This is a genomic window from Cupriavidus sp. HMR-1 (genome assembly GCF_000319775.1).
Taxonomy (GTDB): Bacteria; Pseudomonadota; Gammaproteobacteria; order Burkholderiales; family Burkholderiaceae; genus Cupriavidus; species Cupriavidus metallidurans.
In genome coordinates this window covers 1-14,649 of the sequence record NZ_ANKP01000074.1, presented here as the reverse complement: position 1 = coordinate 14,649, position 14,649 = coordinate 1, and the positions used below count along the sequence as shown (strand labels likewise).

Below are 14,649 nucleotides of genomic sequence, written 5' to 3'. Positions count from 1 at the left end.
ACGCTGCTGGCCATGGAGTTTCGCGACGCGCTGGCCCGGGCCGGCGTCACGCAGGCGCTGGATCTTGGCGCGCTGCGGCATGGCAGCGAGGCGCTGGCACACCTGTCGCCAGCCGTGCGCCATGTGCTGGCTGGCGGCGTGGAATCGGGCTTTCATCTGATTTTCGCGGCCGGCGCGGTGGCCACGATCATCGCGCTGCTGATCGTGCGTCGGATGCCGGATCTGGAACTGCGCAGCAGCGTGACCGAGCACGCGGCCAAGATCCACATGGAATAAGGACGTCAAACCAGGGAAGAGGCCGGGTGTGCCCGAATGACGCGAATCGGCCGAGAGCGTAGACTTCCTTGCACCTAAAGTTACTCCTCAAGCCACCGGAGCCCCGATTCATGTCCCGCCAACGTACCCTGGAATCCGTGCAACGAACCGCTCTGGCTGGCGCGCTGACGCTGGCCGCCGCCGTGGCAGTCATGCTGCCGCCACCTGCTCGCGCCGCCGAAAAGGCCGTGCCGGCGGCCGCGCAGCCGGCGGGCAATTGCCCGGCGTCGCTGAACTTCCGCTTCCCGCGGCTCCAGGACGAATCGCCACAGAACCTGTGCCAGTACGCTGGCAAGGTGGTGCTGGTGGTGAACACGGCCAGCTATTGCGGCTTCACGCCGCAGTACGAGGGCCTTGAGGCGCTCTACGCCAAGTACCGCGAACGCGGGCTGGTGGTGCTCGGTTTCCCGTCCAACGATTTCTCCCAGGAACCCGGCTCGTCCAAGGACATTGCGGACTTTTGCTACAACACCTACGGGGTCAAGTTCCCGATGCTCGGCAAGAGCCATGTGCGCGGCAGCGATGCCAATCCGATGTACGCACTGCTGGCCCAGGAGACGGGCACTGCGCCGAAGTGGAACTTCTACAAGTACCTGATCGACCGCAAGGGACAGGTCATCGGCAGTTACAACAGCATGGTCAAGCCGGACGACAAGCAGTTTGTCTCGAAGATCGAAGAGCTGTTGAACGCGCGCTGATGCGCGGCTTGCCCCGCAGCGTGTCCATGCGGCTGTCGTTTTCGTAGCTTGTTTCTGCCATAGTTTGATCATCATCAATAAAGAAACGCCTACGTCTCATTACTTTCGCCCCTAGCCATTTACAACAAAACTAGAGCGGCGAGAGAGGGATCATGAGTAACGTGTTGTACGAAGCGGGCGGGCATGTCTGTCTGGCATTCACGGATCTGGTCGACGAGGGTCAAGGCGAGGTCGTCCAGAGCAACCAGTTTCTGGTGGTCGACAACGGCCATGCGGCGTTGATCGATCCGGGCGGAAACATGACCTACAGCGAGCTGTATCTGACGATCAGCCGCTATTTCCCACCCAAGCAGCTTGACTACGTGCTGGCGTCCCATGCGGACCCGGACATCGTGGCTTCGGTGGGGCGCTGGCTGACATCGTCGGACAGCCGCGTGCTGATCTCGCAGGTCTGGGCACGCTTTCTGCCGCATTTCTGCCAGGCAGGCAAAACGGCGGGGCGCATCGTGACCATCCCGGATGCTGGCATGGTGATACCGCTTGGCAACAATCACCTGATCGCGGTGCCCGCGCACTTCCTCCATTCCGAAGGCAATTTCCAGTTCTACGACCCGGTCAGCAAGATCCTGTTCTCGGGCGACCTTGGGGCCACGATGACGTCGGGGACGGAAGCCGGCACCGTGGTGACCGATTTCGATGCCCACGCCCGCCGGATGCTGGCGTTCCATCGCCGCTATATGAGCGGCAACCGGGCGTGCCGGCTCTGGGCCGCGATGGCGCGGACCATGGATATCGAGTGGATCGTGCCGCAGCACGGGCCCTCGTTCCGGGGCCGCGAGATGGTCAAGCGCTTCATCGACTGGATCGACCAGTTGCAGTGCGGGCTGGATCTGCTCGAGCCCGCCCACTACCGTGTGCCGTCGATGCTGGGCTGAACGGGCAGGGGTCTCGCGCTTGCGCTATGCTCGCGGGCTGGTGCTACCGCAAGGAGACGAGACCCATGAAACTAGTCCGCATTGGAGAACCCGGCGCCGAGCGCCCCGGCATGTTGGACAGCGACGGCCGCGTGCGCGACCTGTCCGGCGTGATCGACAACATCGGCCCGCAGGAACTGGCGCCCGGCGTGCTGGCCCGTCTGGCGACCATCGACCCCGCCACGCTGCCGGTGGTGGAAGGCGGACGCTTCGGCGTGCCCTGGAGCGGCGTTGGCAAGATCGTTGCCATCGGCCTGAACTACGCCGACCACGCCGCCGAAGCCGGCATGCCGCTGCCGACCGAGCCGATCGTGTTCCTGAAGGCCAACACGTCGCTGAACGGCCCGAACGACAACGTGATGTTGCCGCTCGATTCACAGAAATCGGACTGGGAAGTGGAACTGGGCGTGGTGATTGGCACCCGGGCCCGGAATGTGTGGAAGGAGCAGGCGCTCGACTATGTGGCCGGCTACTGCGTGGTCAATGATGTCTCCGAGCGCGAATTCCAGCTCGAACGCGGCGGCACGTGGGACAAGGGCAAGGGCTGCGACACCTTCTGTCCGGCGGGCCCGTGGCTGGTCACGCGTGACGAGGTGCCCGACCCGCAAAAGCTGGGGATGTGGCTCGACGTCAATGGCGAGCGCATGCAGAAGGGCAGCACGGCCACCATGGTTTTCGATGTGGCGACGATCGTCAGCTACGTCAGCCGCTTCATGACGCTGGAGCCCGGCGACCTGATCGCCACCGGCACGCCGCCAGGTGTCGGCATGGGCTTCAAGCCGCCGCGCTACCTGCGTGCCGGCGACGTGATGCGCCTGGGCGTCGAGGGGCTTGGCGAGCAGTCCCAGAACGTCGTGGCCTACGTCGGGCGCGGTGGCGCAATACGAATCTAGGCGGATTCGGACGGATCCAGGCAGGGCGGTTGGGTGCCCGCGGCGACATCGGCGCGGGTTCCCAACGGAAACGTCTTCACACAAATCGTCGCAGTTCCACACAAAGCGTCCGATCAGGGCAACAGTTTTGCCGTGATTCCGGGCGTTTTCGCACGAAATCAGCATTCCAGGTTTTCTTCCTTGGGATGCGTGAAATACTGTTCATACATGTCTGCCGTTTAGAGCACTGCCATGTCTGAACACGCCCCCGAAATCGAAGACCCTGACATCGACGCCCCTGAAGTCGCATCGATCCTCAAGTCCGTCTCCGTCCGCCTCGCCAAGGATTCCCCCACCCGGTCCTTCTGCACCCTGCACGACACGCTCGACTCGCGTGACGAACTGCAGGACATCCGCCGCCATATCCACCAGCATCCCGAGCTTGCCTTCAACGAGGTCCACACGGCCGAACTCGTCGCCAGCAAGCTGGAGAACTGGGGCTACACGGTTACACGTGGCGTGGGCGGTACCGGCGTGGTGGCCTCGCTGCGAGTGGGCGCGGGGCAACGCAGCGTCGGCATTCGCGCCGACATGGATGCATTGCCGATCCACGAGCGGTCAGGCTTGCCCTATGCCAGCGTGCACGACGGCAAGATGCACGCGTGTGGCCATGACGGCCACACCGCCGTACTGCTGGGTGCCGCGCGACAACTGGCACGTACCCGGCAATTCGATGGCACCGTGCACCTGATCTTCCAGCCGGCCGAGGAGATCGGGGCGGGCGGTGGCGCGGAACGGATGCTGGCCGACGGCCTGTTCGAACGCTTTCCGTGCGATGCGATCTTTGGCCTGCACAACCATCCGGGTGCCGAGGCCGGTACCTTCATGTTCCGTTCGGGCCCGTTCATGGCCGCGTGCGACACCGTTGCGATCACCATCCGCGGGAAGGGGGGCCATGCCGCGCGGCCGCATCAGTCGATCGATCCGATCCTGGTCGCGGGCAGCCTGGTCATGGCGCTGCAGTCCATCGTGGCGCGCAACGTCGATCCGAACGAGACTGCCGTGGTGACCATCGGCACACTGCACGCCGGCCACGCGCCCAATGTGATTCCCGATAGCGCGCGCATGGAACTCAGCGTGCGCTCATTCAGTGCGGATGTGCGGGCATCCATGGAAACGCGCATCAAGCAGCTTGCCACGTCACACGCCGAGGGCTATGGCGCAACGGCCGATATCGAGTACGTGCGTGGCTATCCGGTGCTGGTCAACAGCGAAGCGGAGACCGAGTTCGCACGCCAGGTGGCCGAGGAACTGGTGGGCCCCGAACGTGCGATCGCGAATTTCCACCGCATCGCCGGCAGCGAGGACTTCGCTTACTTCCTGCAGCAGCGGCCCGGATGTTTCGTCCGGATGGGCAATGGGGTCAACCAGCCGCTGCTTCACAACGCCGGCTACGACTTCAACGACGACAACCTGACCGTCGGGGCGGCCTACTGGACGCGGCTGGTCGAGCGCTACCTTGCCGGGTAGGACAGGGCGACAGGACGACAGGACTACTTGAAGAAGGCGCTCGGCGGCACGCCGAACTGCCGCCGGAACATCGTCGCGAAGGCGCTCGGGCTGCCATAGCCCATGTCGAGCGCCACATCCACCACCTTGTCGCCAGCCGCCAGCCGCTCCAGCGCGGCCAGCAGCCGTGCCTGCTGGCGCCACTGGCCGAACGTCATCCCGGTCTCGCGCGCGAATCGGCGCTGAATGGTCTTGGGATCCACGCCAAGCCTGTCGCCCCAGTCAGCCAGCGTCAGGCCAGAGTCGGGGCTATCGGTGATCTGCTCGCAGATCACGCGCAGGTCCCTGTCCGTCGGGCGGGGCAGGTGGAGCGGCAGCGTGGGTACCAGCGTGACTTCATCGAGCAGCAATTGCATCAGCCGGGATTCGCGCGAGTCGGGCGAATAGGGCAGGGGAATGTCGATCGCGGCCAGGATCAACTCGCGCAGCAGCGGAGAAATACCGAGTACGGTACAGCGCGTGGGCAGGTTCGGCGCGGCGTCGGGGCGGATGTAGGCCGTGCGCATCTGCACGTGCCCGACCATGCGGATCCAGTGCACGGTGCCCCCGGGCATCCACATGCCGCGTGTCGGCGGCACGATCCACTGTCCCTCGGACGTAGACACCACCATCACCCCATGCACGGCATGGATGAGTTGCGCATGCGGATGCTGGTGGGGCTTGGTGACATGGGTCGGCAGGTAGTCCGCCGCCATGGCCGCCACGGGCATCGGGCCGCGATCGTACTGGAGGTAGGCGGGTTGTTCCGAGTAGGTATCGGGCCGCCCGTCGGCATGGGCAGCGTTCGGCGCTTCGGCTGGCATGTCCTTTTCTCCAAAGTTACGGCCTCATTCTCGCAGGACAGGCGGCAGTTTGCCAATTAGCATCGTCACACTTCCCGGCCGCGCGCTGTTCGGGCGCCCGGGCTTTTGCCAAGCATGACTGGCCAATGCGCCCCCGCACCATGAGCACAACCATCCATCCGGCCCATCCGGCCGACCGTGAGGAAGGCACACGCTTCCGCGTGCTGTACGCGATCAGTTTCGCGCACTTCCTCAACGACATGATCCAGTCGCTGATCCTGGCCATCTATCCGATGCTCAAGGGCGGCTTCAACCTGAGCTTCACGCAGATCGGCCTGCTGACGCTGACGTATCAGGTCACGGCGTCGCTACTGCAGCCGGTGGTCGGCCTGTACACGGACAAGCATCCGAAGCCGCATTCGCTCGCCATCGGCATGGGATTCACGCTGTGCGGCCTGTTGCTGCTGTCAGTGGCCCCGACCTATGGCGTGCTGCTGGTTGCCGCAGCGCTGGTGGGAACCGGTTCGTCGATCTTCCACCCGGAATCGTCGCGCGTGGCGCGGCTGGCGTCGGGCGGGCAGCACGGTCTGGCCCAGTCGATCTTCCAGGTGGGCGGTAACGGCGGCAGCGCGATGGGTCCGCTGCTGGCGGCGTGGATCGTTCACTCGCAGGGCAGCGTGGCTTGGTTCTCGCTGGCCGCGCTGCTGGCCATCACCGTGCTGTGGCAGATCGGCGGCTGGTACGGCCGGCACCTGGCCGAGCGCGCCGCGAAGAAGAAGGGCGCCGGCGTCGTGGTCAACAAGCTGCCGAAGTCGACAGTGGTGCGCGCCATCGTGGTGCTGCTGCTGCTGATCTTCTCCAAGTACTTCTACATGGCCAGCCTGAACACGTACTACACGTTCTACCTGATGGAGAAGTTCGGCCTGGCGCGTCAGACCTCGCAGATCTACCTGTTCCTGTTCCTGTTCGCCGTAGCGGCGGGCACGATCATGGGCGGGCCGATCGGTGACCGCATCGGCCGCAAGCGCGTGATCTGGGCGTCGATCCTGGGCGTGGCGCCGTTCACCCTGATGCTGCCCCACGCCAACCTGTTCTGGACTGCCGTGCTGTCCGTGGTGATCGGCTTCATCCTGGCCTCGGCCTTCTCGGCCATCCTGGTGTTTGCGCAGGAACTGATCCCGGGCAAGGTGGGTATGGTGTCGGGGCTATTCTTCGGGTTTGCCTTCGGCATGGGCGGCATCGGCGCCGCCGTGCTCGGCCGGCTGGCCGATGTGCACGGCATCGAGACCGTGTACCAGCTTTGCGCGTTCCTGCCATTGCTGGGCCTGCTCGCGGTATTCCTGCCGGACTTGCGCGAGAGAGCGAAAGCGGCTTGAACGGCTGATGGTTTTAACCCCCTCCCGCCACAGCGGGAGGGGGAGTCACTTCCCTCCCTCGATCACTTTCCCGTCTTGTCCTGCGAGACATCCATGATCATCCGCGTCAGCAGATACAGACGCGGCGTGACCGAGTTCAAGTCCACATACTCCGCATCGTTCGAATGCGCGCCGAAGCCGCGCAGGCCGAAGCGTTCGATCACCGGTGCCTTGGTTGCGGCCGCCGCAAATGCCGCATCGGTGCCGCCGCCTTCGGCGGTGTCATAAACAGCCAGCTTCTCGCCGATTTCGGCATAAATGCCCTGCGCGTGCGCGGCCAGCGCACGGGATGCCGGGGTGGCTTCCAGTGGTGGGCGACGGCGCTCGAACTTCACTTCGACCTTCGTGTCGGGAATCAGCTTCTTCTGGATCCGCTCCTGCAGCGTGCGCTCCAGGCCGTCGTAGTCGGCGGTGCGCAGCACGCGCACATCGGCCTGCGCGGTGGCCACGGCCGGAATCACGTTGCGGTTGGTGCCGGCGTGGGACAGGGTCCAGTTGACCTTGAGGCCGGTGTCCGGGTTGGACAGGTCGCGCATCTGCAGGATCTGGTGCGACAACTCGTAGAGCGCATTACGCCCCAGTTCCGGCGAGCTTCCCGCGTGGGAGGACTTGCCGTCGACCTTGAGCGAGATGGCGCCGATACCGCTCGTGGCCAGCGAGAGCCGGTCGCCGGTGACGCGCGAGGCTTCGCACGAGAATACGGCATCCTGCTCCGCGCCCAGCTTCGTCAACGTGGCGCGCGCGCCCGGCGAGCTGATCTCCTCGTCGCCGTTGATCAGCACGGTCAGCGTGCCATAGTCCTTGAACTTCATCTTCTGCAGGATGGCCACGGTATGCAGGATCACCGCCACGCCGTTCTTGTCGTCGGCAATGCCCAGGCCGTAGGCGCGATCCCCGTCGACGCGGAAGGGCTGCTGCGCGAGCATTCCGCGCAGGTACACCGTGTCCATGTGCGCGATCAGCATGATCTTGCGCTGGCCAGTGCCCTTGAACTGCGCCATGACCATCTTGCCGACCTTCGGCGGGGTGTCCTCCATGCGATAGACGTCGGTTGGCTCGATCAGCTTCGCGTCGCCGCCGAGCGCGGCCAGGCGGTCGCGAATCAGGTTGGCGATGCGGTCCAGGCCTTCGATATCCTTGCTGCCGGACTCGATCGATACCAGGTCCTTGAGCGTGTCGATCAGCGCGGGCTTTTCCTGCTGCGCAAGCTGAAAGGCCGGCTGCACGGGCTCGGCCTGGGCCGGCAGGGCGCAGATCGCGCCGGCCAGCGCCAGCGCGGCGGGCAAGAGGGCCAGGCGGGCCAGGCGGGTACGCAGGGCAGGATGAGGGGCAGCGTGCATGACGGGAACACTCCTTGTGGTGTCTTCTGTGCGGAAAGTTGGAATGTTGCGGAATCGGGGCGCCGCGGTAAAGGCCCTGGCGTGGGTCTCGTCACGATTCACGCTCAGTCCGCGCATCCTGTCGCGCGGGCGCTGCAGACATTGGTCATCCTGGCATCGAATTTGCGGCATCATGGCGGTCATGAAGTCCGCCGTACTCCAGCCCTCCGGGACCCCCGTCATGCCTGACGCCGTGCCTTCCCATGCGCCAGCGCGCCCTGCCTGTGCCCATTGCCTGGCACTGGCCGACGATCCGCGCCGGCGCGAACCCCATCCCTGCCTGGCCCTGCACAATACGGCGCCGCTGGTCAGCCAGAGCGCGGCCGGCGTGCCGTTCAGCATGTTGTCGTTCAGGTGCCGGGAATGCGGTACCGCATGGCGGCTCTATGACCGGGCCAACGAGCTATTCGTGTCGTGGGTGCCTGAGCATCCGCTGGTGCGATAACCGCTCGCCCGTTTCAGGGGCGCGGGCCGGATCGGCTAAGATGGCGGCAATTCGGACGCGGCCATGCATTGCCCGCCACGTCCCGCCAAATCCGCAGATTCCCGCTAATTTCCCGCTCAAGCCCGATCATGGTCGCCTTCCGATCCCTGCCGCTGCACGCCGCGTTTATCGCGGCCGCTGCCCTGACCGCCTCTATCTCCGCCCCGGCCTTCGCCGCGGACAACTATCCGAGCCGCCCGATCCGCATGATCGTTGCCTATCCGACCGGCGGCATCAGCGACGCCGTGGCGCGCGCGCTGGGCGAAAAGCTCTCGGTGCAGATGGGCACCTCGGTGGTCGTCGAGAACAAGGCCGGAGCGGGTGGCAGCATCGGCATCGACGCCGTGGCCAAAGCCGCGCCGGATGGCTACACGGTCGGTTTCTCGTCGACCAGCCCGCTGACGCTCAATCCGCACGTGGGCCACGTCAACTACGACCCGCAGCACGACGTGGCGCCGGTGATGAGCGTGATGTACTCGCCGGTGCTCGTGGTCGCCACGCCGAGCTTCTCCGGCAAATCGTTTCAGGACCTGATCGCGCAGGCCAAGGCCAAGCCCGGCTCGGTGCGCTGGGCCACGTCTGGCCTTGGCACGGTGGGCCATGTGATGCTCGAGCAGATCAAGGCCAAGTCGAAGACGGAACTGACGATGATCCCGTACAAGGGTGCCGGCCAGCAGATGAATGACGCGCTCGGCGGGCAGTTCGAGGTGATGAGCACCAACGCCAGCCCCATGCTGACGCAGCACATGCAGGCCGGGCGTCTACGCGCCATCGCCGTGGGCGCGCCGAAGCGCATCGATTCGCTGCCCAATGTGCCGACCATGGACGAGCTGGGCTATCCCAAGGCCAACCTGACTTCGACGTTCGGGATCTTCGCGCCGGGCAAGACGCCGCCGGCCATCATCAACAAGCTCAATGCGGAACTGAACAAGGCGCTGGCCGAGCCCGACGTGCGCGACCGCCTGCTGCGCGGCGGCGAGGTGCCCACGGGTGGATCGGCGGCACAGTTCGGCGCGGCCATTCGCGCCGAGTCGGCGGAGAACGCGCGCATCGTCAAGGAAGCGGGCATCAAGATCGATTGAGATGGACTCCGCTCAGCGGAAGACGGCTGCCTTATCAACCTCAGCCACCTCATCCGTCTCATAGGGCAGCCAATGACGGCCGGTCGCGTGTCGCGACGGCTGTCTATATCGGGTCCAGGCGGCTCCCGAGCCGATAGACCGATCGCAGCATGATGCCGTTGAACGGCCAGAGCGCGAGTTTGGTGCGTACCCGCGACAGGTGGCTGTCAATGGTGCGCGCCTGCTCCATGATGCCGGTGGCAGGCCAAACGTGCTCGATCATCGCGCGGCGCGTCACCAGCGCGCCAAGGTTGCGAAACAGCAGCAGCGCCAGCGCGTATTCCTTGGGCGACAGGGCCACGGTCATGCTGTTGACCCACACGCGGTGCTCCGCTACCGCAAAGCGGAACACGCCGCAGACGAGTTGATCGGAAGTGTTCCCTAGCGCGCCAGGCGGCACGGTGGCAACCGTCATGCCGGGCATCGCTGCCCGCCGGGTCAATGCCTCGATGCGGGCCCGCAGCTCATCGCATCGCGCGGGCTGCGGCACGTACGCATCCGCGCCAGCCGCGAGGCAGCCCACGACCACTTCCTCCGCATCGCTCTGGCCCAGCATCATCACCGGCATTCCGTGTCCCAGCGTGCGCCGCACCCAATCGAGCAGATCGTCGGCGTTGGTGCCGGCCACGTCCCGGTCCAGCAGCAGCAGATCGAACGGCTCGCGACGCATGGCCTCGATCATCGGCTGGCTGCTGCGAAATCGCGCAAGCGTGTGTCCGCCGGGATGCAACGCTCGCTCCAGCACGATGGCGCGGACGGGGTCGTCTTCGAGCGCGGCGATTCTCAAGGTGCGTTTCCTTCCTGATCAGGTCAGATGTTCCGGGTCATGGTAGGCCGATGCGCGCACCAAACGAAAGTAAACATTTGTGGCCGATGCAGAAAATGAGCATCGTCTTATAGGGTTCTCTCGCTCACACGCCTCTAATGGTCGTCAGCGATTTCACTGGACGCTCCACTTGGGCGCGACGACGCATGACAAGGATGGGACTGAGGGTTGCCTCGCTGGAGGACGACGCTGCCGAGGCCGCGAGGATTCGCGAGATCGTGACGGCGGAAGGGCATGAGTGCGTGACGTTCGCCGATGGCAGGCGCATGCTGGTCACGTTGCGCAAGGTCACGTTCGACCTGTTGCTGCTTGACTGGCACGTGCCAAATGTCTCTGGCCGGGAAGTACTGGACTGGGCGCGCGCGCACCTGGATCCGCGCATACCGGTGATGTTCCTGACCCGGCGCGACGCCGAGGCGGACATTGTCGCAACGTTGAGTGCTGGCGCCGACGACTATATGGTCAAGCCGATCCGGCCGCGCGAACTCGGCGCGCGCATCGCAGCGCTGCTGCGGCGAGCGTACCCGGACTCCCGCCAGCCAGACGATGGACGGCTGACCTGGGGTTGTTTCAGCTTTGACACCGTGACGCGCGACGCCACGTGCCACGGGCAGGAGGTACGGCTGACGCCGAAGGAGTTCGAAGTCGCGCTGCTCCTGTTCCGTAATGAGGGCCGCGCCGTGCCGCGCGAATACATGCTTGCGGCGATCTGGGGCAAGGAGCTGCCGCCGCTGTCACGCACCATCGACACCCATGTCTCGCGTGTGCGTACCAAGCTCGGCCTGTGGGAGCACAACGGTGTGCGGCTCCAGCCGCTCTACACGCATGGCTATCGCCTGGAACTGCTGACGACGTCGGGGATGGCGCCACCGCCAACATCACAGCCAACTCCACCGTCGACTCCATCTCCGCCTTCGCAAAAAAAGAAAGGCACCCGAAGGTGCCTTTCTGCCAACTGATCAAACCAGCAATCAGAAGATGTGGCGGATGCCAGCACCGAAGCTGGTCTGGTTGTTGCGGCCCGGCAGTTCGGTCGTGGTGGCGCCCGAAACCTTGTTGAAGTCCGCAGCACCATAGACTTGCGTGCGCTTCGACAGCGAGTACTCGGCGATCAGCGCGGCCGTGTAGCGGCGGCCGTTGTTGTCGGCGATACCGTTCTTGTTTTCGACGTAGTCGGCGTAGAACGCACCGGTCAGCGCCAGGGCCGGAGTGGCTTGGTAGGTCGCGCCGATGTAGCCCAGCGTGTCCTTGCGCGGATTGGCGTTCGCAGCAGCCGTACCGACGGTGTTCGGAGCCGGGTTGGCGTTCGTCGTGACGACGGCGGCGTTGTTCAGGATGTTGTCCATCAGGCCGGTGTGGTCGCGACCACCGATGTAGCCCAGGAACAGCTTTGCCGGTCCGATCGAGTACTTACCAGCAGCGCCCCACATTTGCTGCTTGTTGCCATTGGCGTCGCGGATTTCCTGGTACACGCCACCCACGCCGAACGGGCCGTAGTTGTAGGCTGCGCGCACGCCGAAGTACGGCGTGTTGATGCCGGCGCCCGAACCGCTAGCCTTCGTGAAGCTGCCCGGGGTTTCGCCGAAGCCGTAGCTTGCGCCGAAATCAAAACCGCTGAACGAACCGCCGTAGCTGACCACGTTGTTGCGACGGAGCTGCGTCAGGCTGTAATACATCCACGAGTTGCCGGTGTAGTTACCGATGGTCAGCGGATCGTAGTCGCCGAAGAAATTAAACCCTTCGGTGTACTGGCGACCCAGCTTCACGGCGCCGAAATCACCAGCCAGGCCAACGTAGGCTTGACGGTTGAAGATCTGGCCCGACGAGCTCATCGTGCCGTTGGGCACGTTGAAGCCGTTTTCCAGCTGGAAGATGGCCTTCAGGTTGTTACCCAGGGCTTCGGCGCCCTTCAGGCCCCAGCGGCTTTGCGTGATGGCACCATTGTCCATCGCGAGTTGGCCGTGGTTGTTGGCATCGGCGTTGGTCGTGTAGTGGATGCTGGCGTCGGCAATGCCGTACAGCGTGACCGACGTTTGCGCGTAGGCGCCGCCGGCAAACAGCGAACCGAGTGCGAGGGTCAGTAGCGATTTCTTCATGGTGCTCCTTTTCTGTCTTGTGGTTGTCCGCTGCCGGATCACGGCGCGTCCATTTGAATAACGTTTGCTGTAAACGCCGCGAAAATTTAACAAAAGGCGGATCGTTCGGACATAAAACCAAGCAAGAGCAGTGCTTCAGGAGGGGATTTGGTGCAATTCCGTTGGTTTGCCGCTACACAATGCCTCTGAACGCTGAAAATGGTGCGCAGCAGCACGCGCCGTTCTGGTGCAGGGGCACGAACGGGCAACGACAGGGCAACGAAAAACAGGGGGATAAACGGAAGTGCGGAGCACAGCGCAACAGTCGTGGAATACGACTGCTGCGCTGCAATAATCTAATCAAAAATGCGGGTTTTCCCTTAGAAGAAAATGCCGCGGATTTATCGCGGATTTACTTTGGAATTACCCACAGCCTCGATCTCAGGCTTGTGGAATTTCTATCTTGACCTCGAGAACCTCGAGGTTGTCCTGGCGCTCCAGGCTGACGCGCAGGTCCTGATCGCTGATCTTGACGTACTTCGAAATCACGGCCACCAGCTCGCGCTGAAGGGCCGGCAGGTAATCGGCCGGCGCCGAATGGCCCGAACGTTCATGGGCGAGAATGATCTGCAGGCGCTCCTTGGCGACCGATGCGGATTTCTTCTTCTCTCCCAGCAGGAAGGACAGGATCGACATGTGGGTGAGCCCTCCTTATTTGTTGCCGAAGATGCGCGAGAACAGCCCCGGCTTCTGATAATCGGTAAAGCGCAGCGGTTTGTCCTTGCCCAGGAAGCGGTCCACGATGTCGCCGTATGCATCGGCGACATCGGTGCCTTCCAGGTGGATCGCCGGCGTGCCCTGGTTGGAGGCGTGGAGCACCGCCTCCGATTCTGGAACCACGCCGATCAGCTTGATGCGCAGGATTTCCTGGATATCGGTGAGCGACAGCATCTCGCCACCGTGCACGCGCTTGGGGTTGTAGCGCGTGATCAGCAGGTGTTCCTTGATCGGCTCGCCTTCGCTGGCGCGCTTGGTCTTCGACGACAGGATGCCGAGAATGCGGTCCGAATCGCGTACCGACGATACCTCGGGGTTGGTCACGATCAGCGCCTCGTCAGCGAAATACATCGCCATCAGCGCGCCCGTCTCGATGCCGGCCGGCGAGTCGCAGATGATGTACTCGAAGCCCATTTCCTTCAGGTCGTTGATGACCTTCTCCACGCCCTCGCGCGTCAGCGCTTCCTTGTCGCGCGTCTGCGACGCCGGCAGGATGAACAGGTTTTCGCACTTCTTGTCCTTGATCAGCGCCTGGTGCAGGTTCGCTTCGCCCTGCACCACGTTGATCAGGTCATACACCACGCGACGCTCGCAGCCCATGATCAGGTCGAGGTTGCGCAGGCCGACGTCGAAATCGATCACGGCAGTCTTGTGGCCACGCAGGGCCAGACCGGCGGCGAAACTCGCGCTGGTGGTGGTCTTGCCAACGCCCCCCTTGCCGGAGGTCACTACGATGATTTTTGCCATGGCTCTATGGTCCGGTATGAGTGGAATTCGTTCGTTTGCGTGCTGCCGTTACTTCATGCGCAGCGGTTCAAGGATCAGCTTTTCGTCGGCCAGGCGAACCTGTGCCGACTTGCCGAGCACGTCGGCCGGGAGTGTCTGCTCCGCGGTCCGGTAGATGCCGGCGATGGAAATCAGTTCGGGCTCCAGGCACGTGCAGAAGATGCGCGCATCGGGATTACCCTTGACACCCGCCAGCGCGCGGCCGCGCAGCGGGGCATAGATATGGATATTGCCTTCGGCGATGACTTCGGCGCCGTAGCTGACCAAGTCCAGGATCACCACGTCGCCCTGGGCGTAGATCTGCTGGCCCGAGCGCAGCGGCTTGTCGATCAGCAGCGTGGGGATTGTGCGGGGGGCGGAAGCCGCGTTCGCGGCCGCCATGATCTCGGCGATTTCCGAGGCCTTGCCATTGACTGCGGCGCCCTCGCTGTCCTTGCCCTTGCTGGTGTTCCTGGTCGCCTCGGCGTCCGCCTGGCCGCCTGCCGCCGTGGCTTCGGGCTTGCCCGCCTTCTCCTTCGGGGCCTCGTCCTTGCCGCCACGCCGGCTCTGGCTGTCCAGCAGCGGCAGGCCGAAGCC

Annotated in this window: 15 protein-coding genes and 1 pseudogene; 9 read left to right on the top strand and 7 right to left on the bottom strand. The window is 64.2% G+C overall.

Translation table 11 applies throughout. The annotated features are described in order from the left end of the window. From D769_RS11370 to D769_RS11350, 5 genes and pseudogenes are all read left to right on the top strand, one after another. Positions 1-276: pseudogene (locus D769_RS11370) on the top strand (MFS transporter); the annotation flags it as partial. A gap of 110 nt (positions 277-386) precedes the next feature. Beyond that, complete coding sequence (locus D769_RS11365; protein ID WP_008645142.1) at positions 387-1,013, top strand: glutathione peroxidase; 627 nt, start codon at positions 387-389, stop codon at positions 1,011-1,013. 152 nt (positions 1,014-1,165) lie between these two features. After that, positions 1,166-1,948 (top strand): MBL fold metallo-hydrolase, encoded by a 783-nt coding sequence (locus D769_RS11360; protein ID WP_008645141.1) that lies wholly within the window; start codon positions 1,166-1,168, stop codon positions 1,946-1,948. A 65-nt stretch (positions 1,949-2,013) separates the two neighbouring features. Continuing rightward, a complete protein-coding gene (locus tag D769_RS11355; RefSeq protein ID WP_008645139.1) occupies positions 2,014-2,880 on the top strand; it encodes a fumarylacetoacetate hydrolase family protein in 867 nt (288 codons plus the stop codon). Positions 2,881-3,111: 231 nt separating this feature from the next. Next, complete coding sequence (locus tag D769_RS11350) at positions 3,112-4,389, top strand: M20 aminoacylase family protein (RefSeq protein WP_008645138.1); 1,278 nt, start codon at positions 3,112-3,114, stop codon at positions 4,387-4,389. A gap of 23 nt (positions 4,390-4,412) precedes the next feature. Here the strand turns inward: D769_RS11350 and D769_RS11345 are convergent, their stop codons facing one another. Further along, on the bottom strand, positions 4,413-5,231 hold the full coding sequence (locus tag D769_RS11345; protein WP_008645135.1) for a helix-turn-helix transcriptional regulator: 819 nt from the start codon (positions 5,229-5,231) through the stop codon (positions 4,413-4,415). Positions 5,232-5,371: 140 nt separating this feature from the next. Between D769_RS11345 and D769_RS11340 the strand changes: the two genes are divergently transcribed. Beyond that, complete coding sequence (locus D769_RS11340) at positions 5,372-6,586, top strand: MFS transporter (protein WP_008645133.1); 1,215 nt, start codon at positions 5,372-5,374, stop codon at positions 6,584-6,586. 62 nt (positions 6,587-6,648) lie between these two features. Here D769_RS11340 and D769_RS11335 read toward each other — a convergent pair whose 3' ends face one another. After that, a complete protein-coding gene (locus tag D769_RS11335; protein ID WP_008645131.1) occupies positions 6,649-7,965 on the bottom strand; it encodes a M20/M25/M40 family metallo-hydrolase in 1,317 nt (438 codons plus the stop codon). A 220-nt stretch (positions 7,966-8,185) separates the two neighbouring features. Here D769_RS11335 and D769_RS11330 point away from each other — a divergent pair, with 220 nt between their 5' ends. Together D769_RS11330 and D769_RS11325 are read left to right on the top strand one after the other, a co-directional pair. Then, on the top strand, positions 8,186-8,449 hold the full coding sequence (locus tag D769_RS11330) for a hypothetical protein (protein WP_008645129.1): 264 nt from the start codon (positions 8,186-8,188) through the stop codon (positions 8,447-8,449). 128 nt (positions 8,450-8,577) lie between these two features. Beyond that, the gene (locus D769_RS11325) at positions 8,578-9,570 is read left to right on the top strand and encodes a tripartite tricarboxylate transporter substrate binding protein (RefSeq protein ID WP_008645128.1); all 993 of its coding nucleotides are present in this window, start codon (positions 8,578-8,580) and stop codon (positions 9,568-9,570) included. Positions 9,571-9,673: 103 nt separating this feature from the next. Here D769_RS11325 and D769_RS11320 read toward each other — a convergent pair whose 3' ends face one another. Continuing rightward, positions 9,674-10,396 carry a response regulator transcription factor gene (locus D769_RS11320; protein WP_008645126.1) on the bottom strand — a complete coding sequence of 241 codons (723 nt, stop codon included), beginning with the start codon at positions 10,394-10,396 and terminating at the stop codon, positions 9,674-9,676. Between the two features lie 185 nt (positions 10,397-10,581). Between D769_RS11320 and D769_RS11315 the strand changes: the two genes are divergently transcribed. Then, complete coding sequence (locus tag D769_RS11315; protein WP_040010988.1) at positions 10,582-11,394, top strand: response regulator transcription factor; 813 nt, start codon at positions 10,582-10,584, stop codon at positions 11,392-11,394. Between the two features lie 12 nt (positions 11,395-11,406). Here D769_RS11315 and D769_RS11310 read toward each other — a convergent pair whose 3' ends face one another. From D769_RS11310 to minC, 4 genes are all read right to left on the bottom strand, one after another. Further along, positions 11,407-12,531 (bottom strand): porin, encoded by a 1,125-nt coding sequence (locus D769_RS11310; protein WP_008645123.1) that lies wholly within the window; start codon positions 12,529-12,531, stop codon positions 11,407-11,409. 420 nt (positions 12,532-12,951) lie between these two features. Further along, positions 12,952-13,206, bottom strand: coding sequence for a cell division topological specificity factor MinE (gene minE, locus D769_RS11305; RefSeq protein WP_008645119.1), 255 nt, complete (start codon positions 13,204-13,206; stop codon positions 12,952-12,954). Between the two features lie 15 nt (positions 13,207-13,221). Further along, entirely contained in the window at positions 13,222-14,034 is an 813-nt protein-coding gene (gene minD, locus D769_RS11300; protein WP_008645118.1) for a septum site-determining protein MinD, read from the bottom strand. 48 nt (positions 14,035-14,082) lie between these two features. Further along, positions 14,083-14,649 (bottom strand): septum site-determining protein MinC (gene minC, locus D769_RS11295; RefSeq protein ID WP_008645117.1); only part of this gene is annotated, 567 nt, incomplete at its 5' end.